Origin of the sequence: Paenibacillus terrigena DSM 21567 (assembly GCF_000374845.1) — a bacterium.
Taxonomy (GTDB): domain Bacteria; phylum Bacillota; class Bacilli; order Paenibacillales; family Paenibacillaceae; genus Paenibacillus_K; species Paenibacillus_K terrigena.
In genome coordinates this window covers 184,352-207,624 of sequence record NZ_KB895412.1, presented here as the reverse complement: position 1 = coordinate 207,624, position 23,273 = coordinate 184,352, and the positions used below count along the sequence as shown (strand labels likewise).

Below are 23,273 nucleotides of genomic sequence, written 5' to 3'. Positions count from 1 at the left end.
TCTGCGCTCAAGGGATTTTTCAATGGTTTACGATATTAAATTAGATCGGAATTTTTCAGCAATTTCTGAACCATTGCCGCAACTTCAGCTCGGGTGACATCGGCTTTCGGATCCAGCTCTGTATGATTTCTTCCGGATACGATACCGAATTGTAAGCAATCCCCGACACCTTTCTTCGCCCAGCCGGATATAAGCTCAGCATCCGCGAACGACGCCAATGGCTGGCCATACTTCGCTTGCGCAGACTTCGCCTTCAGCCCTGTCACGTCCATTGCTCTAGCCATAATGGCCATCGCTTGTTCGCGGGTAATTTTATCGTTCGGACGGAACTCGCTGCCTTCGAATCCCATGATCAATTGATGCTTCCATGCCGTGCCCACTGCGCCAGCGAACCAATCCTTCGCCTCGACGTCCGAGAACTCGCCCGCTTCCGCCTTCGGCTCTAACCCTAGGCCGCGAACGACGATCGCTGCGAATTCCGCACGCGTAATGGCTGCGTCCGGATGGTACGCACCCTGTCCGTCGCCTTGCACGACAAGGCGAGATCCCATATCATTGACGGCGTCTTTCGCCCAATGCTGCGTGACATCCGCGAACGTCAGCGGATTCCAAATTACAGCATACTGGCCATTCGTCAAGCTGTTGATCACAGCATAATGCTGGCCATCTTCCTGAATGGCCTTCGTCGGCACATGCCGCAGCGTTCCATCGGCATCCACGACGACACCTGTCGTAATTTTATTCGGATCAACCCCGGCCGGAATTGCGAGGGTTCGTTCGACATAGCCGCTAAATAATTTGACCTCCACCGTTTTGCCTTGATACTGCGCTCTCACCATAAAAGCAACCGGCGGCACGACCATCGACATCTTCTCCTGAAGAATTGCCGGTACCTGCTGCTTCGGCTTAGCAATTTCAACCTGAATCGTAATGTCCTTCAGTGCCGCCGACTTGCCGAACTGTGCTAAGATCGCTTGAAGATCAACCCGCTGCGTAGGGAGTGTATACGTAGCTTGCTCGGTTCTAATCTGAAGCACTGCTTGCTTCGCAGCCATGTTCTGGAGCATCTGACCATCCAGCTCACCGATCATGACATCCGAGCCCTTGGCAGCCGAGATGGTGACCACAGCCGCTTGGCCTTCCTTCGCAAGTTTCTCTTCTAACTTTTTCGGGTCGATCGTAATCGTCGAGACCTGCTGCGACTGGTTCTTCGTTACCTTCAGCTTGCCAGCACTAACAGATTTCCCATTCACGAACACAATCGCATCCGGTTCCGATGGCAGTGCCGGTGTCGTAACTGGTCCGCTTCCTCCGCCATGAATCGTCTCTGAACCCCTTGGTGTTACGTCGTTCGACGGCACTGAAGGGAGGCTGCTGCCCATCTCGTTCGTCGCGATCACGATAAATGTATACTTCGTTCCATTCGTTAAACCGGTGACCTTGATCGGACTTCCTGTACCCGTCGCGATACGGCCTCCCGGCGATGCAACCACGGTATAGCTCGTTATCGGGCTGCCGCCATCGCTTACCGGAGTGGTAAAAGCGATCGTCGCTTCCCCGTCGCTTGCAACAGCGGTCACCTTCGTCGGTGCCCCCGGTACGGATCGCTGTTCCAGCGGCACGACCTCATTGGATGGAGCCGACGCTTTCGAGACCCCTAGGTCATTGATTGCCGCGACGGTGAACGTATACGCCGTACCGTACGTCAACCCCGTCACCGTGATCGGACTATCCGTTCCCGTTGCCGTCAAGCCTCCCGGGTTCGAGGTGACCGTGTAGCCTGTGATCGGGCTGCCGCCATCTCTTGCTGGGGCGCTAAACTTCACGGTCGCTTGCGACTCGCCCATCACAGCCACGGCCGTGACGTCAGTCGGCGCGCCAGGTACGGTCGGCACCGTCAATTCTGTAGGCGTTATGGCGTTCGATGCCGCTGAAGACGCAGAACTCCCTGCGCTGTTCGTTGCGACGACGGTGAACGTATACGCGGTACCATACGTTAAGCCCGTAACCGAGATCGGGCTGCCCGTGCCGGTTACCGTGATATCGCCCGGGCTCGAGGTAACCGTATAACTCGTAATATCGCTGCCGCCATCATTCGCTGGGGCGCTGAACGCCACCGTAGCTTGGGATTCCCCAGCCGCGACCTCTGCCTTGATATCCGTTGGCGCGCTTGGCGGCACGATTTCGGATACCATGCGCTGGATCCGATGGTTCCCGAATTCGGCCACGTAGAGATACCCATCGCGATCTACCGCCACGCCTAGTGGACTGTTGAATTCGCCTAAGCCGGCACCTGGTCTAGCACCAGGTTTACCCCACTCGCTCCACACGCCCGTCACTGCATTCAGCTTCTGAATGCGATGGTTCTCCGAATCGGCCACATAGAGATTACCTTTGCTATCAATCGCGATATCGTAAGGCTCGTTGAACTCGCCCAATCCGCTGCCGGCTTGTCCGCTTACTCCCCACTCTTTCCATAGCGTTGCATCGCCTTGGGATTCATCACGCTTCAGAATACGGTGATTCAGGGTGTCCACAACATAGATATTGCCAGCGTCATCAACTTCTACGCCTCCTGGTTCATTGAACCCGCCTAACTCGCAGCCGTCTTCATGACCTGGAAGATTGGCTTCTTCCGGTTTGCATTCCTTTTTACCGCCTATCTTGTCCCATTTCTCGGATACGGCATTCCATTTCAGGACTTTTTCATAGGGATCTGCCACATAGACATCCCCCTTCTGGCTAACAGCAACTCCGCTAGGATAGCTAAGTCCGGCGGTTGTGCCAAAAAGGCTCCATACACCATCTGGCGTCATCTTCTGAATCCGTTGATTGTACTTATCCGCCACGTAGAGATTACCGCTGCCATCAATCGCGATGTCAGTTGGGCCATCCAATTGACCAACCTCTGCGCCCATGCCGTTGCCTACCACCACCCATTTCTTATTACCTGCGTCAAACTTCTGGATCCGATTGTTATAGAAATCGGCGACATACATATTCCCACTCTTATCCACTTCCACACCGCTTGGATTGTGAAATTCACCGAGGCTTGTCCCGGCAACCGGGCCTTCATAGCCCCATTCACTCCACTGTTCAGTACTGACCGTGAGCTTCTGAATGCGATGATTCGACGTGTCTGCAACGTATATATTCCCGCTGCTGTCTAGCGCTACGCCGCTCGGATTTTTCAGCTGTCCTGGCGCATCGCCTAACCCATCGCTAATGACGCTCCATACGCCTTCCCCGCCCGATGATAGATCCAGCTTCTGAATGCGATGGTTATCGCGATCCGCGACGTATACATTGCCGCTGCGATCGACCGCCACATCCGTAGGGAACTTGAACCCCCCCAGAGCATCGCTACCTTTCCACTCATGCCATACGCCTTCTCCGCCAGCCGATACGTCGAGCTTCTGGATCCGGTGATTATCCCGATCCGCGACATATAGGTTACCTGTGCCATCTACCGCAATGCGCGTGGGGCTTCTGAACTCGCCTAATCCGCTGCCATATCCTCCGTTCGCACGATTCCATGCTTTCCAATGTCCATTAGAATCCAGCTTCTGAATGCGATGGTTACCCGAGTCAGCGACATAGATATTCCCGCTCTTATCCACCGCCACGCCTTTCGGATCCATGAACATGCCTAGATCCGTTCCTTTGCCGAGACCAATCTCGCTCCATTTGTCATCCTTTATATTCAACTTCTGAATACGATAATTAGAGCTGTCAGCCACGTACAAGTTATCCTCCTGGTCGATGGCCAACCCTTGCGGACCTTGAAACTCGCCTAACTTCTCCCCATATCTTCCGTCTGTTGTCCCCCACATGCTCCATTTGCCCGTTGCAATCGTAAGCTTCTCGATACGATTATTACCTGAATCGGCTACGTATACGTTCCCTTTGCTATCCACCACAACACTTCTTGGATTTGAGAATGAGCCGAGATACATATTTTCTTTTTTACCGATTTTTGCGTATTGCATCCAATGCTCAGCTGCTCCCGCTTGCACCGGAATTGGCGTGATTCCGAGCGCTGCAATCATAACGGCCATTGCTCCGATCCACAGCTTTCTCACCCATTGTTGTACTTGTCTGTCAATCATGACGAATATCCTCCTCCTCTGACACTTCAATCATCTGTCGCTCTCCCGCATTCTACCAAACGCCTCTCTCAAAATTCTCGCAAAACAACCTCACAAACCCTTTTCCGACATATCAAAAAAGCCTATCCCGCTTCCAAAAATGGAATAGACCTGTCGTTGTCATGCCAACCTGCTACAAACTTTTTCGGAACAATTGCCGTCTTGCCTATACAAATCACACGAAGGACACACGCGAAGGAGGTTATGAAGATGTCTTTTCGAAAATAAAACTTTTTGACGTCGTTCCAGCGTCATAGCTACATCAAGTAATTACGTAGAGGTGGAGGCAAGAAATCATGCCCAGCATTAAAAAAAAATTCGAGAACTCACTTATTCAGTGCATTACGGAGCACAAAGAGAGTATTTATCGGCTTGCATATAGCTATGTACGAAATAAAGAAGACGCACTGGATATTGTACAGGATTCCATACATAAGGCATTCGCGAATGCAGAATCCCTCAAGAACCCTGACGCCATCAAAAGTTGGTTCTATCGAATCGTCGTGAATACCTCATTGGACTTCCTTCGGAAGCAAAAGCGCGTTCAAGTCGTTGATGAAGAAACACTTGAGGCCTATAGCCAAGGAACGTCGGATTCCTATCACGATATTGATCTTGAACGAGCATTAGAGGAGTTACCTGTTAAGTACCGAAGCGTCGTGGTACTGCGATATTTCGAAGACCTCAAGATTGAGGAAGTTTCAGAAGTGTTGAATGAGAATATCAATACCGTCAAAACAAGGTTGTATCAAGCACTCCGTGTCCTGCGTGTAAAGTTAAATGATAAATCCACTATGGAGGTATAATGATCATGGATAATAATATAGAGCAGTTAAAGCAAAGTTACACGGAAATTCCGATTCCTGAGGAACTGGACTTCATTGTGAAGAAAGCAATTCGACAGAGCCGCATGAAACGAACAAATATGCGATGGATTATCGGTACAGCGGCAGCCGTTATCGTGTTCGTGTCCGGTGTGAATAGTAGTCCGGTATTTGCAAATGCCTTCTCTAACATTCCAGTGCTCGGCAAAATCGTGGAGGTGATTACCTTCCGAGAGTATAAAGTGGACGAAGATACGTACAATGCCCATTTGAAGGTGCCTGCAGTGACGAATCTTGAGAATAAAACACTCGAACAGATGCTGAACAACAAATATCTTGACGAGAATAAGAAATTGTATGCTGAGTTTCAGAAGGATATAGATGACCTGAAAAAACAAGGCGGGGGGCACCTCGGGATCGATACGGGATATGAGGTAAAAACAGATAATGACCAAATTCTCTCGATCGGCCGTTATGAGGTCAACACCGTAGGTTCATCTTCAACGACGATGAAATATGATACGATCGATAAGAAGAACCAAGTGTTGATAAGTCTTCCGAGCTTGTTCAAGGACAATGCCTATATCGCCTTAATTAGCGAGAACATCAAGCAGCAGATGCTGGACCAAATGAAATCCGATCCGGACAAAACCTATTGGGTGAAGAAGGACGACAAGGATACGGACCCAATGAATGATTACCAATCGATTCAAAAAGACCAGAGCTTCTACATTAACAAAGATGGCAAACTGGTTATCTCCTTCGACAAATATGAAGTGGCTCCTGGATACATGGGGATTGTAGAATTCGTGATTCCTACGGATGTGATTGCATCGGATCTCGTGAGCAGCGAATATATTAAATAATAAGACGATAAAAGCATCTGACCATCCACACAACGAATGGATGAGTCAGATGCTTTTCTATTGGCTAATCATCATTTATTCAGCAGCATGCGTCGATTCTTGCGGAGCGGCTTGATTCGCCATTTTCTTCGGTAGCTGCCATGCTGTAACAACGGCAAGTGCTGTAAATACGATATCCATCGTGCTGAACAAGCTCGATAGATTCTCTTGGAATACCGTCATCACTTCGCTTCCGAAGATCCCAGAGATACTCTCCGTATAAATATAACCAACGGTAAAATACTTGCCGAGCAGAATACCGAGCAAACTCGCGATCACTGCAATCACTTGATGTGCTGCAGTAATTTGTTTATTAGCAAGGGTGGCAACCACATATCCAGCAAGACCGCCGACCGCCCACGCCACAATACCCAATTCGTAGTCCGTCAATGCCACGATAACTGCCCACGCTGCACCACCAACAATCGCTGCGATCAAAGCGCCTATTATTGGTAATGCGATTTTGTTACTTTCCAAAGCAATCTTCCCCCTACAGAGTTAATATTTTCCACATTGTATTTTACAATATTTTCTGAAAAACGACAATCTATTTCTTTTTCCTTTTTTATCCATCCATCTCCTAACAAAACAGTCTTTCCACCGATCGATGTAGATTCGGAGTATAATAGAGTGTATACGACAGTTACATGGTGGAACTCTGTATGTATAAGGTTTTGAATATAGTGTAGAAGAGGTTAATTGATGAGTGAGAAACGATTTACAGCGTATCCATTAAGTGAAGAGATTGTGAGAGCACTGAACAGCTTGGGCTTTGAAACCCCAACAGAAGTGCAGTCGGAAGTCATTCCTGTTGCGCTTCAGAAGAAGGATCTTGTCGTTAAATCGCAGACAGGGAGCGGCAAGACAGCTGCTTATGGCATTCCGCTCTGCGAGCTTGTGGATTGGAACGAGAATAAGCCGCAAGCATTGATCCTAACGCCAACCCGCGAACTTGCGCTACAGGTCAACGAAGATATAACGAACATTGGGCGCTTTAAGCGAATTAAGGCAACGCCTCTTTTTGGGAAACACCCTTTTCATATACAAAAGGCCGAGTTAAAGCAAAGAACGCATATCGTTGTAGGTACGCCGGGACGTGTGCTGGACCATATTGAACGCGGTACACTATCGCTAGAGCGGATGGCCTACCTCGTCATCGATGAAGCGGACGAGATGCTGAATATGGGCTTTATTGAACAGGTACAGTCGATCATTCAGGCGCTGCCTCGTGACCGAGTTACCATGTTATTCTCCGCTACGTTTCCTGAGGATGTGGCCCAGCTGTCACATCAATATATGGACAATCCTGCTGAAATTGAAATCCAAGCCAGCGGGATTACGACGGCCACGATTGAGCACGCTGTTATTCAGGTATCGGAGGCGGGCAAGCTAGCGCTGCTTCAGGATCTTCTAATTGTTGAGAGCCCTGACAGCTGTATCGTGTTCTGCCGTACGCAGGAGCATGTGGACCAACTATTCCGGGAAATGGCTGATCTCGGTTATCCATGTGATCGGATCCATGGCGGGATGGAGCAGGAAGAGCGGTTCGAGGTGATGCATGCGTTCCGAAGGGGACAATTCCGCTACTTGATTGCAACAGATGTAGCCGCCAGGGGGATTGATATCACAGATATTACCCATGTGATTAACTACGATATTCCGCTAGAGAAGGAAAGCTATGTTCATCGTACGGGGCGTACGGGACGTGCAGGCAAGACGGGTAAAGCCATCACCTTCATCACGCCGAGGGATGGCAGACGATTGGCCGATATTGAGGCGTATATTGGATTTGCGATTCCGAAAGTGAACGCTCCCTCCGAAGAGGAGGTTGATCGCCATAGAGCCGATTTCGAGAAGAAGCTTCATATTGGACCTGAACTCAAAAAAGATAAACGCGAGCAATTGAACAAGCAGATTATGAAGCTTAACTTCAATGGCGGCAAGAAGAAGAAGCTTCGCGCCGTAGATTTTGTCGGGACAATCGCTAAGCTTGACGGCGTAACCGCAGAGGATATCGGCATCATTACCATCCTCGATTTCGTGACGGATGTCGAGATTCTGAATGGCAAAGGACCGCTTGTGCTTGAAATGATGAAAGATACGACAGTAAAAGGTAAGCTGTTAAAGGTACGCAAAGGGAAAAAATAAACGCCGAGATCCCAAGTGAAAATGCCACCCCAATCCAAGGGGTGGCATTCTTTCATCTATTCCTCTACTCATCTTGTAATAAATTCCTTCAAAACGATGTCTTTACAATTGATTTCAGAAAGTATTTCATCCATATCCGTTATTTCGAAAGGAAAAACGACACCTTTAATCTTTTTATGTACTGTAACTTTGGCTAAACCGGCCGTAACCATCGCCGTTGTATGACGTTGAAAAACCTTTATAAAGTCGGTCGGAGGGCACATTTTCTCTAGAGTTGCGCAAGGGTTGGTTGGTATACTCAAGTTAAGAAGTTTTTCCATGGGAAAGAAGGGTTGCCTGCATGCAACTGGAATTACACGCAAGTGAATATCGGGTTTCTGCCGAAGGCATAACGGTTGTGCTGCTCCCGAAGGAGTTCGCTCTGTTCCAATTTCTCTACCGCAACAAAGGCCGTACATTCAGCCGGGAGCAACTGCTGGATCACGTGTGGCCGATGGAATACCCGGTTGAACGTACGGTGGATGATCATATATATAGGCTGCGTAAGAAGCTGCGTCCTTTTGCAGATGTAGAGATTAAGTCGGTCCGGGGATTAGGTTACAGCCTGTCGCTGCAGCATTCAACCGCAAGAGAAGCGAACCCCACCACCCGAGATCCGGAGCTGCATAAGACGATGCGGGATGTGTTCGGGAAATACCATCTATACGGTCAGGGCCGTTCGATGCTGACCCTTGCACGTCAACAGGATGTGCTTGGATTTGAACTGGACCCGTTTTATTCGGTGTATGTCCATTTTGTCCAAGGAAATCTGGAATGGCTGCTGAATACGGACGAGGTGCCGCTGAGAGAACGATTCTATTGGCTGCTGTTGTTCTATATGTTCACGGGAGACCCCAAGCAGAATCTAGCGCTTTGCGAACAAGTCCTTGAGAAGAAGCTATTAACTCCCGCGCAGCACCGAGAAATGGAGATTCTCAACATTCTTGATTTTTATACGCTGGCTGGTGAACCTAGTAAAGCATTTGAACGCTTGAAGTTGAGTCACGCTGTGATCGCAGAACCGAAATACGAGAGCTTCATTCCGCAGACGGCTATTACAGAGATGTTTGTGCATCTTGTTGCAGGGACGGAGGATCACGAGCTGGAGAAGATGGCGACAGCAATTGAGGATGGGATATTGTCCGCCAAGCCTTTTTTGCGGGAGATCGGCAGTTATAAGGTGGTCAAAGGATTGTGGATGTTGCAGCGTCAGGCATGGCGCGAAGCCGAGAATCTGCTGGACGAGGGGCTTCACGTCCTGGACAGGTCCGGTTTTGTGCCGTTGAAGCTGTATGCCTTGCACCGAATTCATCATTACTGCGGCACATTTCCTCCGAAGCAAGAATTGCAGCAGAAATATGCAGATATGTTTAAAGAAGAACAAGAGCAGATTGGCCTCCTCAAGCTGTTAGGGCCGTTGGAAGCTGTGATACGCAGCGAGTTAGGCCGTTGCTGATTACGCTCTGATTATCCTCTGACATTTCTCCATTACAGTAAGGTCATGCCCTATTCGATCTTAATCGTGATTTGGAGGAATAACTCATGATCGTTTCGCAACAAGCAGGGACCAGCCTGCTTCGCAACAAAATATACATGCGCGTCTATAGTGCCTTTGCCGCTGCATCCTTCGGGGACTGGTTCGATATGCTCGCCATCCAGGTGCTTGTCGGGTATCGCTGGCAGGCCGATCCACTGATGCTGGCCCTCATTCCGGTCGCCAATGCGCTGCCCAGCATTCTGCTCGGTTCGGTTGCAGGCGCCGCAGCCGACCGGATGAACAAGCTGAAACTCATGCGAATTTGCGATTTGTTGACGGCAATCCTGACCTTACTCGTGCTGTTCGCGCCCAACATGGCATGGCTGCTCCCGCTTCTGATGCTGCGTGCAGCCATCTCGACGTTAAACGTGCCTGCACAGCAAGCGCTCACGCGCAGCATCGTCAGGGAGGATCAGCTGCTTCAGGCCACCTCGCTCAATGGCATCGTGAACCAAGGCTCCAAAATCGCTGGCCCCTTGTTAGGCGGCTTCGCGCTATCCGTGTTATCGCCGCAATGGTGTATTTTGATTTGTGCCTGCTTAAGATTAGGTTCTTATCTGCTGCTTCTCACCGTCAAGCATACCGAAACGGGAAATAGCAGGGAATTGCTCGATGCAGAGCATCAATCTGCGTCCGCGCCAGAGCAGCCCATTCCGCTGCGTACGCTGTGGGCAGAAGGGTGGAGCTTCATCCTGCACAGCCGACTGTTGCTCGTCACCATGCTGTTCGGATTAACCGGGGCACTCGCCATTCAGATGGTCGACTTTCAGTTCACCAGCCTTTTCCGAACGGTTGCCCCGGATCAGGAATCACTACTCGGCTGGATGGTAGCGGCATCGGGTGCTGGAGCCATCCTCATCATTATCACAATGAATCGTATCAAGCGGACAATCGGTTATGGGTGGAGATTTGGGAGTAGTTATGCCTTGATCGGCCTATCGATTGGAGGGCTTGGGCTGCTCCCTGTCGGGGTTTCCGTACTGCCTGTACTTATATTAGGATTCATCATGGGCGTCGGCAATGGGATATTTATCGTTACGTTCAACTATTGTCTGCAGAAAGAAACACCCCCGCATATGATCGGTCGCATATTCGGGATTCAGAACACGATCTTAGGGATTGTGATGATTGGAGCGCCGCTGCTTGGGGGGCTGCTGGTTCAAGTGACAGGTCCAGCGGTCACCTTCCTGAATTTCGGGATGGTAATCGCCCTGATCGGGTTAGTAGGCATATTATTCGGAAAAATGTTGTGGCCTGCGCCAGCCAACCAAGCTGTTGCGTTCAAAAGTGCGTAATTCACCAGTCTCGTATGGTCAAGATGAAGGTTTGTTTACCCAACATGAAAAAGGCCATCCTGTAAAGGAAGGCCTTTTCGTTCGTTATCACTCAGACACTATCGGTAAAGAGTATCGCGCGAAACCTTCAGCGTTGTAGCGGTACCGCTCGCAGATGGTGTAAGGGTACCCTTGATGATCCACTTTCAATCCCTTCTCGGCGATATAAGCATCGATCACACGTCCAGCTCCATCGAAGTCCCCTTCTTTGCTAGCCGCTACGACACAGCGCTGCGCTGGAATCGTCATACGTGCAAACCACTCCGGTATGCCATCGAAAGTAGTCACTTCCACGCAGAGAATGTATGCATGCGTATCGGGTATATTTTGACCGGTAACCTGCGGCCACATGCCATACTGGACAGAAGCTTCGATGATCTGAGGCATATGAGCGGAGAGCCCAAGCAAGCTATCTTTGGCAAGCTGATATTTGCTACCCATGTCATTTAGACCAATACACGGAATACCGATCAACTTCATTTCACTGTGATCCACAATCTGAGCCACCATCTCAGGCAAAACAGGAACTACGGTCTCGTTCATTCATATCCCCCTATTCAGCACAAATCATTAATTTGTTGCCATCTGGATCCTTCACGACAAACCAATGATCATGCTCAATTTCGGTTACGAGCTCCGCACCTATCTTCTTCATAAATTCGAGTGAACCCTTCAGATCTTCCGTCAATAACATAAAGGCAGGTGTATCAATGGAAGGGGCGCCGCCTGGTTGATCGCCTCCCCACATCGGCATCGTATCTAGAATAATTCCGGTTCCAACCATGGGCAACGGGCACAAGTGGCCATTCATAATGCTGCAGTCCGCTTCCTTCAATCCCAGAACCTGACAATACCAACTGCGCGATTTCTCAATATCTCGAACGGGGACAAAAATACTACCAACCTTGTTCTTGATCGGACTGGTTTGCGTATCGTTTTCTTCTTTGGTTTGTTTCTGCTGGTTCATTGATCTACCTCCATGTATCATTTTCAATCTCGTAAAACCACAGTCTCGTTCATCCAATTTCTATATATACAATATTTTACAGAACATATTCGCGAGATAACGGTAAAATCCTTTTGCTGGATAGCAAATATCCCATTGTTGTACAAGTCTGAATTCTCGCAAACCATCCCACACGGGCTTCTAACCTTCTCTGCATAACAAAAAGACCTACTCCCTTTTCTTGGAATAGGCCTTCCTAACTGTAATTTTCCACCTTTAGCTATCAATCTGTTCTTTATTATTGAGGATGTTATCCTCTAACACGGCGAATTTATCGCCATACTCCTTAATGATATGATTCTCTCCCCAAGCGCATAAGGAATCCAGAATATGCTTCAAGCTCCATCCGTATTCACTCAGTTCATACTCCACTTTTGGTGGCACTTGATTGTAGATGATCCGATTCAGAATGCCGTCGTCCTCTAACTCCCGCAATTGCTGAGTTAGCATCTTCTGCGTAATGGCAGGCATCAGTCGTTTGAGGTCGCTTGTCCGTTTCTTTCCATGCGTGAGATGGCATAGGATGACGCATTTCCACTTGCCGCCGATCACTTCCAACGTCGCCTCGACAGAAATATTATATTTCTTCTTCCCTACAGCTTCTTCCGCCATTGCTTCATCCCCTTGCTATCTATTTACAGGTACTTTTAAGTACCTATAGCACAAAAAAGTACCTACTGTTCATTTTGAACTATACCATTCATAATAGCAGTTACCGGCCGGATATCACAATAAATAATGCAAGGGTGTGAACCATGATGATAGAGAATAAAAGAAGCATGTTGGCGTTACTCGCATTAGCCATCAGCGCCTTTTCAATCGGAACAACCGAATTTATCAGCGTGGGACTGCTGCCCTTAATCGCTGAAGATTTTCATATATCGGTTACCACTGCTGGATTAACCGTTACGTTATATGCGTTAGGCGTCACCTTCGGAGCGCCTGTCCTGACTTCCCTGACCTCTAATGTGTCACGGAAAACGCTGCTGCTGTGGATCATGGTCGTATTTATAGCCGGCAATATGCTCGCCGCGATGGCTAGTGGGATCACTGTTCTACTCATTGCACGCGTCATTTCCGCGTTATCTCATGGCATCTTCATGTCGATTGGCTCTACGATTGCAGCGGATCTCGTACCAGAGCATCGCAGGGCAAGTGCGATCTCGATCATGTTCTCCGGACTTACCATCGCCACGGTAACCGGGGTTCCTCTGGGGACCTTTATCGGGCAGCAAATGGGATGGCGGGCGGCTTTTGTTGCCATTGTTGCTGTCGGGGTTGTGGCTTTTATCGCCAATATGACGCTGGTGTCCTCGAATTTGCGTAAAAGCGCCAAAGTACGTCTTGGCGATCAAATCAAGCTCGTTACAAACTTTCGATTACTGCTTGTCTTTGCAATTACGGCTTTAGGCTATGGGGGTACGTTTGTCGTCTTTACTTATTTATCCCCGCTGCTCCACGATATAACCGGATTTCATGAGAAGACGATCGCCATCATTCTTCTGGTCTATGGCGTTGCCATTGCGATTGGCAATATGATCGGAGGTAAAGCGGCTAACCGCAAGCCTTTGAGGGCATTATTCTATATGTTCGCCATTCAAGCCGTTATTCTGTTCCTATTAACGTTCACGGCCCCCTTCAAAATCGCTGGGCTGATCACCATCTTTTTCATGGGGATGTTCGCTTTTATGAATGTACCTGGCTTGCAGGTGTATGTCGTCATGTTGGCTGAACGCTTAGCCCCAGAGGCCAAAGATGTCGCTTCCGCCGTCAATATCGCCGCATTCAACGCAGGTATTGCGATTGGGGCCTATCTGGGTGGTGTCGTTACCGATTCAATCGGAATAATTCATACCACCTGGATCGGAGCCTTGATGGTATTAGGGGCCGTATTCTTGACAGCCTGGGCCCGTGCCCTGGAGAAAAGAGATCAAGGAACCGCACCACACGATACACGCACAAATTTACGCTCTCAGGCAAGCTAATCGGCCAGGGGTCGATAGCTGAAATTTAACGATAACAAACAACATCTTAGGAGGATGACATCAGATGATGAAACACATGCAAGATACAATGACTTTACACAATGGCGTGAACATGCCCGGACTCGGACTCGGGGTATTCAAGGTTGAAGAAGGTGACACGTTGGTGCAAGCCGTCAAATCGGCTATTGCCCATGGCTACCGTAGCATCGACACCGCTGCCATTTACGGGAATGAACGCAGTGTAGGACAGGCCATTCGAGAAGCACTGCAGGAGAACCAACTTGCACGGGAAGATCTATTCATTACATCCAAGGTGTGGAACGCCGACTTAGGATATGAGTCCACATTGGCTGCCTATGAAGCCAGCTTAGAGAAATTAGGCCTCGACTATCTCGATCTCTACCTCATCCATTGGCCGGTGCAGGGGAAATATAACGAAGCATGGAGAGCGCTGGAGACCTTGTACCATGAAGGCCGCGTCAAAGCCATTGGCGTGAGCAACTTCCAAATTCATCATTTGGAGGATTTGATCTCGAAGGGTCAAATCAAACCAATGGTGAACCAAGTGGAGTTCCACCCTCGATTGACACAGAAGGAATTACTTCGCTACACGAAGGAGCAGGGCATCCAGCTCGAAGCTTGGTCTCCCTTAATGCAAGGCGAACTGCTGGATAACCCGACATTGGTTGCGATAGCGGCCAAGTACGGTAAATCCGTCGCGCAAATCATTCTACGTTGGGACTTGCAGCATGGCGTCATCACCATTCCGAAATCCGTTAAAGAGCAGCGCATTATTGAAAATGCTGAGCTGTTCGACTTTGAGTTGAGCACGGACGATATGTCGCAAATTGATGGATTGAATCAGGATCTGCGCGTTGGCCCGGATCCGGATAATTTTGATTTTTAATACACGAAACGCCAATCCCCGCATGGAGGATTGGCGTTTTTTTGTATAAAAAATGAGTCTTGAAAAATATCAAGTGTATATGACGGCATCGATATCATTCCGGGATCAGACGCTTGGATACCTGACCTGTTAAATGATGTAGACCATCTATATCAAGAAATTGGTTAAGTAGCCCTTGACAGGTGGATGGAATGCGAATATTATGATGTCAGTAATCACTGACAGACATTGTGTGTAGAGAGAGGATTCTGGCATATGGAGAACAACAATTTGGGAAGCAGCGACAGACTGTTGTTGGCTGCGATTAACCTGATCTCGGAGAGAGGCTACAATGGTGTAACCACGCAGGAGATTGCCACAGCTGCCGGGCTAAGCGAGAAGACGCTGTTCCGACACTTCGGAAGCAAGCAGAAGCTCCTCGAATCCGCCTTCGACCGATATCACTATGCCGAAGAGATGCGCAAGCTTTTCAAAGAGAAGCTGGTGTGGGAGCTAGAAGAGGACCTGCTTACGGTCTCCAGGACGTACCATGAGATCATGAACCGCAACCGGAAGTTGATCCAGATCAGTACCAGAGATGAGGTTCAATTACCCGGATTCAAGGAACGGACACAACAGCATCCGCTGCAATTACTGGAGATTCTGACGAATTACTTCATCGCGATGGGTGAGAAGGGCAAGATGATTCGCACGGATCCGAAGATGCAGGCCTTTACCTTCATGATGTCGCAGTTCGGAGCGTTCGTTAACAATCTGGAAGCAGGGAAGAACTACCCTGATATCGCGCTTGAACCTTTCATGCATGAGAGTGTGAAGATATTCGCTAGGGCTTTAACCCCCTAGCTTTTTTTACAAACAGAGTGTCAGTAAGTACTGACGGACAAACAACCAAATTGGAGGTTCATTGAGATGACGATAGAAAAAAATATGAAATATCATCCAGCTGCATCTATCCGCTTGAAAGGGGTACGGCTGGCTTATCTGTTGGCTGTGATTAACGCTGTTGTAATTGGCGCATCCTATTTGTTTGTCAAAATGACGTTAGACTATGCGAACCCGCTCGATACCCTGACGTTCCGTTTTGCCGCAGCGTTTGTGATGCTGTCCATCCCAGTAGCGTTCGGCTTCGTCAAGCTGAACTACCGTGGCAAGCCGCTCTATAAACTGCTGCTGCTGGCGACGATGTATCCACTCGGATTCTTCATGTTACAAACATTTGGACTGCAGCACGCTACCTCCGCAGAGGGAGGCATCATAAGCTCGTTTACCCCCGTCGTCACCATGATCCTCGCTTCGGTTTTTTTGAAAGAAGCAACGTCTTTCTTGCAAAAACTGTCCACACTGCTATCCGTATCAGGCGTTCTATTTATCTTCATCATGAAGGGAAGCGGTATCGATTTCTCCAAAATGACAGGGATTCTCCTACTGCTGCTTGCATGCGTCGTTCTTGCTGGGTACAGTGTGCTCGCTCGTTCCATTTCCCGACATTTTAGCGTGACAGAAATTAGTTATTTCATGATAGGAACCGGCTTGGTCGCGACTCTCGTTCATTCATTCACCACCCATGCGGCAAATGAAACGCTGAGCAGCCTATTCGCACCACTCGCAGACATTTCTTTTCTCTTGTTGATCGCCTATCTTGGTGTGGTCCAGCTCGCCACCGCGTTGATGGGAAGTTATATTCTGTCCCGCATCCAAGCATCGAAAATGAGCGTATTTACGAATCTCTCGACCATCGTGTCCATCGCCGCCGGTGCCTGGGTCCTCGGTGAAGAAGTCACTTGGTATCATCTTATCGGTTCGGTGATGATTATCGTTGGTGTAATTGGAACGAATCTGATGGGGCGGAGAGCGGCGGAACCTGCCCGGAAAATGATGAGTCCAGATGTAGATCCTGTACAAAGCGCTGCCCAAATGTAAATGGGACCCGCCACACATGGACAGCTTACGAGACGAACGGTATAGTGGGGCTATATCACGCTTGTGTTGGGAGGCTCTAATGATGAACTGGAATACGGTATTCGAAAAAGAATATATGAAAGAGGAAGGCTTGCCCGAAAACGAACTGCAGCACTTCCTGAGCACCTGGAATATGCAGATGGCCGGACAAGAGATCGCGGAAATCGTGGAGCGGCAGCGGAATCCTTTTCCCGTGACCGATCCACTCCATCGTCAATATACGCCCTTCGATCCCTCTCGGTGGACGATCCCGCAAATGAAGCTACCCGATAGCTATCTCCAATTCCTCAGGTATTCCAACGGTGGAGAGTTCGGCAACGGGGACAGATACTTTCAATTTTTCGGCGCGGCTGAATTCAGAGAGATGAATCTAGCCTATGAGTTGCCGGAGTATATGCAGGGAGCGGTTTCTTTTGGCATGGACGGATGCGGCAATCATTATGTTTTTGATATGCGAGCTGACATGAGAGATGGGGAATACCCGATTCTTGCGGCCCACTCCGGTAATTTGGGCTATGAGGACAGCAAGAAGGTCGCTGATTCTTTTGCAGAACTATGCATAGGGACGACATCAATAGACGATGAATTGAACGAATACTAGCCCAAGGCCATATTCGAATGAACCCGCAGTAATGGATTGCAAATAGAAGAGGCTTTCCCGAAAATCGGGAAAGCCCGACTTTTACATTTATGCGCAAGATCGCTACTCCTTTTTCCGATCCACTAACTCCTGCTGCGCGAGTCGGATCATTTCTCGAACCATGGATCCGCCGATTCTACCGCCTACCTTGCCTGCAGATCCGGTGCTCAAATCCCCATTGTCCCCCGGCTCAAGGGGCACACCGAGTTCTTTGGCGACTTCGTATTTCACATCATCTGGACGATCTGGATTCACGTTATACCCCTCGCGCCTCATCACTTCAGCCTTAAATTGCTGCATCCCGCGCTCAACGCCGGGCACTGCATATTTCCTTCTTCGAGACATTTGGAACCCCTCCTAGTCCTGTTTTCAGTAGCATGCCCAGAGAAGACGATATCGACGCCTAATTATTGCTTCCGTTAATAACCAAGAGGGAAAAGAAAAACTCTTAAACCGGAGAGAGCAAAGCAGCCCTGCAACCGATTCAAGAGTTGTTGAAATCGTTCACTTCTTATGCGTTCCGAGATATTCATAAGTACCCTTAGAAAAAGCGTTCCATTCTCCAGCTAACGAAAATGCAGCGGAACCGGTATAGATTCCTGACTTGCGCACAAGCGTCCCGCCGTTCGGCATAAATTGCGTTGTGGAGTTCGGATCTCCCAGCACATCCACCACCTGCCCGTTTCTTTTCAGAACAATGGCTACGGTGTTATACTCCGTTGGGTTATATAGAGGGAGTTCATCATTGTAGTACGTGATTTTCGTGATATCAAACGCATCATAGAAAATGTTACCAATAAAAATATAAGGGTCAATATACCCCTCACGGATTAACGGAAAGCCAGGGTAGTCACCGATCAAAACAATATTTTTTCTCCGTACTAGCAAGCATTCAGCTCCCATCTCATACGTTCATATCAAGAGGTGAGGACATGAGGAAGGAAGCGCAGAAGAACGAAGAATTAAAATTCACGGGTGGATTGACAGACGTGCCGGGGATCTTGGTCGGTCATGCAGAGGATGAGAGCGGCCGTACGGGATGCACTGTCATCCTGTGCCCGAAAGGTGCCGTTCCAGGGGTAGATATTCGAGGCGGCGCACCGGGGACGCAGTTGACCGACGCCATCCGCCCAGGCACGACGACGGATGTGGTGGAAGCCATCCTCTTGACGGGCGGCAGCTATTTCGGACTGGCTGCGTCCGATGGGATCATGCACTGGCTGGCCGAGCAAGGTATCGGCTATATGACGGAGGCTGGGCCGCTGCCAACGGTACCTGCCGCTGTGATCTTCGACATCGTGTTCTCCAAAGGCGCTCGAAGACCCGATGCGCATATGGGGTACGCCGCCTGTGTCGCAGCGAACACAGGCCCGGTGGCTGAAGGAAGCGTAGGCGCAGGGGCAGGTGCCACGGTCGGAAAAATATATGGCCGGCCGATGAAAGGCGGCATAGGAACGGCATCGTGGACGATCCCAGGCGGGCCGACTGTAGCGGCAATCGCGGTGGTGAATGCGCTCGGCGACGTCTGGGACAGCGGACACATTATTGCCGGTGCGCTGCGGCCGGACAATACGTTCGTCAATCAGACGCGAGCCATCTTGGAAGGCGACATTCCGCCGAACGCACAGGTAAGAGGCACCACGATTGCCGTCATCGCCACAACGGCGCGTCTGACGAAGGCGGAAGCCGAACGGGTCGCGACCCTTGCCCACGACGGCATGGCACGAGCCATCTCACCCGTGCATATTCAGAGCGATGGCGACACAGTCTTCTGTATGGCTACGGGGTCCGACACGAGCGGATTGACTGGCGATTTCGCCGTCTCCGCAGTCGGTACCGCCGCAGCGATCGTGTTGGAGAAGGCAATCGTACGGGGCGTACGGATGGCTTACAATGGATACGTAAAGCCCGAGCCGAAATAACACAAAAACAACCATGGCCGAGTTCAATACAGGCCATGGTTGTTTTTGTGTTCAACACGTTTTCTTTATTCTTTTACCGTGGATAGATAGAAGCCCTCTTTCGACGATCACCTTCAGGCGCGGTTCGCTTTCGCCGACGCGTATTCGTCCATGACGGAACGAATCACGTGATAGGCTTCTTCCGCGCGCACTTTATCCGTATCTTTATTCCCGTCGTACGTAATTAGCGCTTTCCACAGCGCCCATCCTCTAGCACGATCCCATGTCTCTTCGTCCATCTGCAAGGCCTGCTTGAAGGTCTCCCGGCTCCCTTCATCGAAGAAGGTCCATGCCATCGCGGCATCGCAAGCCGGATCGCCCACGCCCAGGATGCCAAAATCTATGACCGCACAGAGCTTCCCTGACTGGACTAACAGATTTCCAGGAGCGACATCGCCATGAACCCAGACCGGTTCCCACGTCCACTCCGATGCCAACGCCTGATGCCATATCACCATCAATAGCTCAGCATCGAATACCTCCTGATTGCTCGAGATCGCCGTGCGTGACTCTTCGTCATAGACCGATAGGGACCCGCCCCGATAGAAATTATGGGGTCCAGCCAGAGGACCTTCTGAAGCGTCGATCGACTGCAGTTCGCGAAGGAATGCCCCCAAGTCCCGAGCCAATTGACCCCGATCTTCATCTTCCAGAATGCTCTGAGACAATGCCTCGCCATCCAACCATTGATTCACGGACCATGGCCAAGGATATTCATCGTTAGGACGTCCCATGGCAATCGGCTGTGAAATCGGCAGAGATAACTGCTTGCTTAAGATCGGAAGCCATCGTTGTTCTTTCTCCACTTGAGGTACATAACCAGCAGCACTTGGCAATCTTACGCTCATCCGCTCTCCTAGATGAAATGTTCTATTGTCATTTCCGCTCACCTGAACGGGTCTAATCCCGAATGCAGACCATTCGGGAAATTGTTCCTCGATCAGACGTGTTACCAGATTCACGTCAATATCCTTCATTTCCTCGCCCTCCACTTCCCATATTTCGGGCTCACTCCCCCCTATTATCCCACAAGCAAAAAGCCCACACAAATGGCATGTGGGCTTCTTCTGCTTTATCCTTGTACTTTGACTGCAAAGGCTTCGTATGGTTTCATGGTCAAGTTCGCAACATCGATCTCGGTCCGATTGTAATTGCTCATAATGATCTCCATAACTCGATCATCTGCTGCGAAAACATTCTCCTTCGCCGTCATGTTCGCAGCGACAAGCCATTTCTCTCCTTCATATATGCGGTAATAGGCGAATACTTCCTCAGCCGTATGCTCTATCAATTCAAAATCGCCCCAGACGACAATCGGATTCTCTTGGCGCAACTTGATTAATCGTTGATAGGTGTAAAAGATTGAATCCGGGTTATCGAGGTTCTGCTTCACGTTAATGCTCGTATAGTTCGCATTGACATGAAGCCAAGGCTTGCCGGTCGTGAAGCCACCGTTGTTGCTGTCATCCCATTGCATCGGTGTGCGGGCATTATCACGTCCCTTAGCGTTGATCGAAGTCATAATATCTTCGACGGCGTACCCTTTAGCTAAGCGGTCATGGTACATATTCACGGCCTCGATGTCTTCAACCTCATCAATGCTCGAGACCGGGCAGTTCGTCATGCCAATCTCTTCACCCTGATAAATGTAAGGCGTACCCTTCATCATGTGCAGGAGGACAGCGAACATCTTCGCGCTCTGATCATGGAATTCCTTATCATTTCCCCATCTAGACACGATGCGCGGCAGGTCATGATTGTTCCAGAACAAGCTGTTCCAGCCTTGGTTGCCAAGCGATGTCTGCCATTTCGCCAGCACGCTTTTTAATTCCGCGATATTTAGAGGTTTCAAATCCCATTTATCTTTGCCTTCTTGCTGATCGAGCATGACATGCTCGAATTGGAATACCATCGACAGCTCGTTGCGTGCAGGATCGGAGTATAGCTTCGCAATTTCCGGCGTAGCTCCCCAGGTTTCACCTACCGTAAGGACATCGTGAGATCCAAATGTTTTGCGGTTCATTTCTTGTAAATACTCATGCAGCTTCGGTCCGTTGCCTGTAATTTCTTGATCCGGGATCTTGCCGACCAAATCAATGACATCCATCCGGAAACCGCCGACCCCTTTATCCAGCCAGAAATTCATCATATCGTAGACTTCTTGACGAACCTTCGGGTTCTCCCAATTCAGGTCCGGCTGGCGTCTGCTGAATAAATGCAGGAAATACTGGCCGCTGGCTTCATCCCATTCCCATGCTGGACCGCTAAATATGGAACCAAGTCCGTTCGGAACGCCCCCGTTCACCGGATCGCGCCAAATATAGTAATCACGGTACTCGTTATCTCGGCTCTTCTTCGCCTCGATGAACCATTTGTGCTCATCGGACGTATGGTTCACGACCAAATCCATAACGATCTTAATGCCGGCCTCGTTCGCCTTGTCCAGCAACTCTTCCATATCCGCCATGGTGCCGAACTCGTCCATGATGTCTTCGTAATCGCTAATATCATAACCATTATCATCATTCGGCGATTTGTAGACTGGCGACAACCAGATCGCCGTAATCCCTAGCTTCTTCAGGTAGTCGATCCGATTAATGATCCCTCTCAAATCCCCGATCCCGTCCCCATCACTGTCTTGGAAGCTTCGCGGATAAATTTGATAGACAACGGCGGTCTGCCACCATTTCACTTCTTTTTCGTTCGTCACTGTCTCTTGCATTGAACTCATTCCTCCCCATTTGAAATTCGAGTGTAGTTTCTATCATTCAACGTAAACGTTTACGTAAAGCGTAATAAAAACCTCTGACGAGGAATTTATAATGACCTGACCGACTTGCGCACCACCAGTTCATGCGGAATCACTTTGGACTCAATCTTAATTTTATGTTGAACCGCGTCCATCAATTCCGAACAGCCTTCCCGCCCCATGTCGTATAAAGGCTGAGCGACTGTCGTAAGCGGTGGAATCGACATATACGATACTTTGGAATTATCGTAGCCGACGACGGACAGGTCCGTGGGAATGCCAATGCCATGTTCGAAGCACGTCGAGATAATCCCTAGTGCGGCCTCATCGCTTGCGCAGAACACCGCAGTCATCGGCGCTTGATCTTCGAGGAACGACTTCATCGCCGCTTGCCCGGATTCGAAGCTAAAGTCCCCAGCCTTGATCAGGTTCAAGTCGACCTTGATGCCGTGATCACGCAGCGCTTGCGTATAACCAAGAATTCGCGGCGCCCCGGAAATCGGATCATTCGGGTTCGCTCCGGCCATGCCGATGACGCGATGATTGTTCGCAATGAGATATTCGACGGCGGCATAGGCTGCAGCGTAATCGTCCACTTTCAGATATGGCGTATCTGCCCGATTCGTCATCGTCGAGAGCAGAATAAAGGGAATATCAAGCGATGTTAGCGCGTCTATCGCGGCGTCATGCAGCTCAATCGATACGATGATCAGCCCATCGACCCTGCGTTCCCCCATAAGATTCAGGCTTTCAAGAATCCGAGACCCACTGCTGCCGGCATGCGTTAAGATCACGCTGTATCCATGCTCATACGACATATCCTCGATACCTCGAATGATATCGCCATAGAAGGACGTCGTTACATCCGGCATAATGACGCCGATCGTATTGGTTGACTTCTGCACCAGGCTGCGGGCATTTTCGTTCTTGCGGTATCCTAATGCCTTGGCGACAGCGTTCACTTTCTTCTCGGTCTCCTCATTATAGCCGCCGAGGTTGTTGATTACTCGAGATACCGTTGCGGTCGAGACGCCGGCTACTCTCGCAATGTCCTTAATCGTTGCTGCCATCCAGCTACCCTCCACGTAAACGTTTTCTAAAAATCGAATTTTATTGATATATTCATGTTCT

At 49.6% G+C, this 23,273-nt stretch carries 21 protein-coding genes; 11 read left to right on the top strand and 10 right to left on the bottom strand.

The annotated features are described in order from the left end of the window. Positions 1 to 35: 35 nt before the first annotated feature. Complete coding sequence (locus tag C558_RS32270) at positions 36 to 4,109, bottom strand: fibronectin type III domain-containing protein (protein WP_018754339.1); 4,074 nt, start codon at positions 4,107 to 4,109, stop codon at positions 36 to 38. 335 nt (positions 4,110 to 4,444) lie between these two features. Here C558_RS32270 and C558_RS0100990 point away from each other — a divergent pair, with 335 nt between their 5' ends. Together C558_RS0100990 and rsiV are read left to right on the top strand one after the other, a co-directional pair. After that, the gene (locus tag C558_RS0100990) at positions 4,445 to 4,954 is read left to right on the top strand and encodes an RNA polymerase sigma factor SigV (RefSeq protein ID WP_018754338.1); all 510 of its coding nucleotides are present in this window, start codon (positions 4,445 to 4,447) and stop codon (positions 4,952 to 4,954) included. Positions 4,955 to 4,959: 5 nt separating this feature from the next. Next, complete coding sequence (gene rsiV / locus C558_RS0100985; protein WP_026263660.1) at positions 4,960 to 5,838, top strand: anti-sigma-V factor RsiV; 879 nt, start codon at positions 4,960 to 4,962, stop codon at positions 5,836 to 5,838. A gap of 75 nt (positions 5,839 to 5,913) precedes the next feature. On the opposite strand, the gene C558_RS0100980 is transcribed toward rsiV, so the two are convergent. Then, on the bottom strand, positions 5,914 to 6,354 hold the full coding sequence (locus tag C558_RS0100980; protein ID WP_018754336.1) for a hypothetical protein: 441 nt from the start codon (positions 6,352 to 6,354) through the stop codon (positions 5,914 to 5,916). 225 nt (positions 6,355 to 6,579) lie between these two features. Between C558_RS0100980 and C558_RS0100975 the strand changes: the two genes are divergently transcribed. From C558_RS0100975 to C558_RS0100960, 3 genes are all read left to right on the top strand, one after another. Then, positions 6,580 to 8,025 carry a DEAD/DEAH box helicase gene (locus C558_RS0100975; protein ID WP_018754335.1) on the top strand — a complete coding sequence of 482 codons (1,446 nt, stop codon included), beginning with the start codon at positions 6,580 to 6,582 and terminating at the stop codon, positions 8,023 to 8,025. Positions 8,026 to 8,365: 340 nt separating this feature from the next. Further along, the gene (locus C558_RS34910; protein ID WP_018754333.1) at positions 8,366 to 9,520 is read left to right on the top strand and encodes a winged helix-turn-helix domain-containing protein; all 1,155 of its coding nucleotides are present in this window, start codon (positions 8,366 to 8,368) and stop codon (positions 9,518 to 9,520) included. 86 nt (positions 9,521 to 9,606) lie between these two features. Beyond that, positions 9,607 to 10,896, top strand: a complete 1,290-nt coding sequence (locus C558_RS0100960; protein WP_018754332.1) for an MFS transporter — start codon at positions 9,607 to 9,609, stop codon at positions 10,894 to 10,896. A gap of 87 nt (positions 10,897 to 10,983) precedes the next feature. On the opposite strand, the gene C558_RS0100955 is transcribed toward C558_RS0100960, so the two are convergent. The 3 genes from C558_RS0100955 to C558_RS0100945 all read right to left on the bottom strand — a co-directional run bounded on the left by C558_RS0100955 (position 10,984) and on the right by C558_RS0100945 (position 12,553). Beyond that, complete coding sequence (locus tag C558_RS0100955) at positions 10,984 to 11,478, bottom strand: GyrI-like domain-containing protein (protein WP_018754331.1); 495 nt, start codon at positions 11,476 to 11,478, stop codon at positions 10,984 to 10,986. A gap of 10 nt (positions 11,479 to 11,488) precedes the next feature. Beyond that, on the bottom strand, positions 11,489 to 11,902 hold the full coding sequence (locus C558_RS0100950) for a VOC family protein (protein ID WP_018754330.1): 414 nt from the start codon (positions 11,900 to 11,902) through the stop codon (positions 11,489 to 11,491). Positions 11,903 to 12,157: 255 nt separating this feature from the next. Beyond that, positions 12,158 to 12,553: a winged helix-turn-helix transcriptional regulator gene (locus C558_RS0100945; RefSeq protein WP_018754329.1), complete on the bottom strand. Its 396-nt coding sequence runs from the start codon at positions 12,551 to 12,553 to the stop codon at positions 12,158 to 12,160. 143 nt (positions 12,554 to 12,696) lie between these two features. Here C558_RS0100945 and C558_RS0100940 point away from each other — a divergent pair, with 143 nt between their 5' ends. From C558_RS0100940 to C558_RS0100920, 5 genes are all read left to right on the top strand, one after another. Further along, complete coding sequence (locus C558_RS0100940; protein ID WP_018754328.1) at positions 12,697 to 13,926, top strand: MFS transporter; 1,230 nt, start codon at positions 12,697 to 12,699, stop codon at positions 13,924 to 13,926. Positions 13,927 to 13,990: 64 nt separating this feature from the next. After that, positions 13,991 to 14,833, top strand: a complete 843-nt coding sequence (locus tag C558_RS0100935; RefSeq protein WP_018754327.1) for an aldo/keto reductase — start codon at positions 13,991 to 13,993, stop codon at positions 14,831 to 14,833. A gap of 255 nt (positions 14,834 to 15,088) precedes the next feature. Beyond that, positions 15,089 to 15,676 (top strand): TetR/AcrR family transcriptional regulator, encoded by a 588-nt coding sequence (locus C558_RS0100930; protein ID WP_018754326.1) that lies wholly within the window; start codon positions 15,089 to 15,091, stop codon positions 15,674 to 15,676. 66 nt (positions 15,677 to 15,742) lie between these two features. Further along, positions 15,743 to 16,753 (top strand): DMT family transporter, encoded by a 1,011-nt coding sequence (locus tag C558_RS0100925; RefSeq protein WP_018754325.1) that lies wholly within the window; start codon positions 15,743 to 15,745, stop codon positions 16,751 to 16,753. Between the two features lie 82 nt (positions 16,754 to 16,835). Beyond that, positions 16,836 to 17,393: an SMI1/KNR4 family protein gene (locus C558_RS0100920; protein WP_018754324.1), complete on the top strand. Its 558-nt coding sequence runs from the start codon at positions 16,836 to 16,838 to the stop codon at positions 17,391 to 17,393. 102 nt (positions 17,394 to 17,495) lie between these two features. Here C558_RS0100920 and C558_RS0100915 read toward each other — a convergent pair whose 3' ends face one another. Together C558_RS0100915 and C558_RS30100 are read right to left on the bottom strand one after the other, a co-directional pair. Further along, a complete protein-coding gene (locus tag C558_RS0100915; protein ID WP_018754323.1) occupies positions 17,496 to 17,777 on the bottom strand; it encodes an alpha/beta-type small acid-soluble spore protein in 282 nt (93 codons plus the stop codon). 159 nt (positions 17,778 to 17,936) lie between these two features. Then, on the bottom strand, positions 17,937 to 18,320 hold the full coding sequence (locus C558_RS30100) for an RTX toxin (protein WP_156825950.1): 384 nt from the start codon (positions 18,318 to 18,320) through the stop codon (positions 17,937 to 17,939). A 44-nt stretch (positions 18,321 to 18,364) separates the two neighbouring features. Between C558_RS30100 and C558_RS0100905 the strand changes: the two genes are divergently transcribed. Beyond that, positions 18,365 to 19,354 carry a P1 family peptidase gene (locus tag C558_RS0100905; RefSeq protein ID WP_018754321.1) on the top strand — a complete coding sequence of 330 codons (990 nt, stop codon included), beginning with the start codon at positions 18,365 to 18,367 and terminating at the stop codon, positions 19,352 to 19,354. 113 nt (positions 19,355 to 19,467) lie between these two features. Here C558_RS0100905 and C558_RS0100900 read toward each other — a convergent pair whose 3' ends face one another. The 3 genes from C558_RS0100900 to C558_RS0100890 form a co-directional block, all read right to left on the bottom strand. Then, the gene (locus tag C558_RS0100900) at positions 19,468 to 20,370 is read right to left on the bottom strand and encodes an aminoglycoside phosphotransferase family protein (RefSeq protein WP_018754320.1); all 903 of its coding nucleotides are present in this window, start codon (positions 20,368 to 20,370) and stop codon (positions 19,468 to 19,470) included. Positions 20,371 to 20,465: 95 nt separating this feature from the next. Then, positions 20,466 to 22,115: a glycoside hydrolase family 13 protein gene (locus C558_RS0100895; RefSeq protein ID WP_018754319.1), complete on the bottom strand. Its 1,650-nt coding sequence runs from the start codon at positions 22,113 to 22,115 to the stop codon at positions 20,466 to 20,468. Between the two features lie 95 nt (positions 22,116 to 22,210). After that, positions 22,211 to 23,212, bottom strand: coding sequence for a LacI family DNA-binding transcriptional regulator (locus C558_RS0100890; protein ID WP_018754318.1), 1,002 nt, complete (start codon positions 23,210 to 23,212; stop codon positions 22,211 to 22,213). Positions 23,213 to 23,273: the final 61 nt, after the last annotated feature.

Coding starts and splice junctions, on each gene's coding strand:
- C558_RS0100925 (WP_018754325.1), top strand. CDS start 15,743: ATGACGATAGAAAAAAATATGAAATATCATCCAGCTGCATCTATCCGC.
- C558_RS32270 (WP_018754339.1), bottom strand. CDS start 4,109: ATGATTGACAGACAAGTACAACAATGGGTGAGAAAGCTGTGGATCGGA.
- C558_RS0100975 (WP_018754335.1), top strand. CDS start 6,580: ATGAGTGAGAAACGATTTACAGCGTATCCATTAAGTGAAGAGATTGTG.
- C558_RS0100990 (WP_018754338.1), top strand. CDS start 4,445: ATGCCCAGCATTAAAAAAAAATTCGAGAACTCACTTATTCAGTGCATT.
- C558_RS0100950 (WP_018754330.1), bottom strand. CDS start 11,902: ATGAACCAGCAGAAACAAACCAAAGAAGAAAACGATACGCAAACCAGT.
- C558_RS0100915 (WP_018754323.1), bottom strand. CDS start 17,777: ATGTCTCGAAGAAGGAAATATGCAGTGCCCGGCGTTGAGCGCGGGATG.
- C558_RS0100895 (WP_018754319.1), bottom strand. CDS start 22,115: ATGCAAGAGACAGTGACGAACGAAAAAGAAGTGAAATGGTGGCAGACC.
- C558_RS0100905 (WP_018754321.1), top strand. CDS start 18,365: ATGAGGAAGGAAGCGCAGAAGAACGAAGAATTAAAATTCACGGGTGGA.
- C558_RS0100955 (WP_018754331.1), bottom strand. CDS start 11,478: ATGAACGAGACCGTAGTTCCTGTTTTGCCTGAGATGGTGGCTCAGATT.
- C558_RS0100940 (WP_018754328.1), top strand. CDS start 12,697: ATGATGATAGAGAATAAAAGAAGCATGTTGGCGTTACTCGCATTAGCC.
- rsiV (WP_026263660.1), top strand. CDS start 4,960: ATGGATAATAATATAGAGCAGTTAAAGCAAAGTTACACGGAAATTCCG.
- C558_RS0100920 (WP_018754324.1), top strand. CDS start 16,836: ATGAACTGGAATACGGTATTCGAAAAAGAATATATGAAAGAGGAAGGC.
- C558_RS0100930 (WP_018754326.1), top strand. CDS start 15,089: ATGGAGAACAACAATTTGGGAAGCAGCGACAGACTGTTGTTGGCTGCG.
- C558_RS34910 (WP_018754333.1), top strand. CDS start 8,366: ATGCAACTGGAATTACACGCAAGTGAATATCGGGTTTCTGCCGAAGGC.
- C558_RS0100900 (WP_018754320.1), bottom strand. CDS start 20,370: ATGAAGGATATTGACGTGAATCTGGTAACACGTCTGATCGAGGAACAA.
- C558_RS0100960 (WP_018754332.1), top strand. CDS start 9,607: ATGATCGTTTCGCAACAAGCAGGGACCAGCCTGCTTCGCAACAAAATA.
- C558_RS0100945 (WP_018754329.1), bottom strand. CDS start 12,553: ATGGCGGAAGAAGCTGTAGGGAAGAAGAAATATAATATTTCTGTCGAG.
- C558_RS0100890 (WP_018754318.1), bottom strand. CDS start 23,212: ATGGCAGCAACGATTAAGGACATTGCGAGAGTAGCCGGCGTCTCGACC.
- C558_RS0100935 (WP_018754327.1), top strand. CDS start 13,991: ATGATGAAACACATGCAAGATACAATGACTTTACACAATGGCGTGAAC.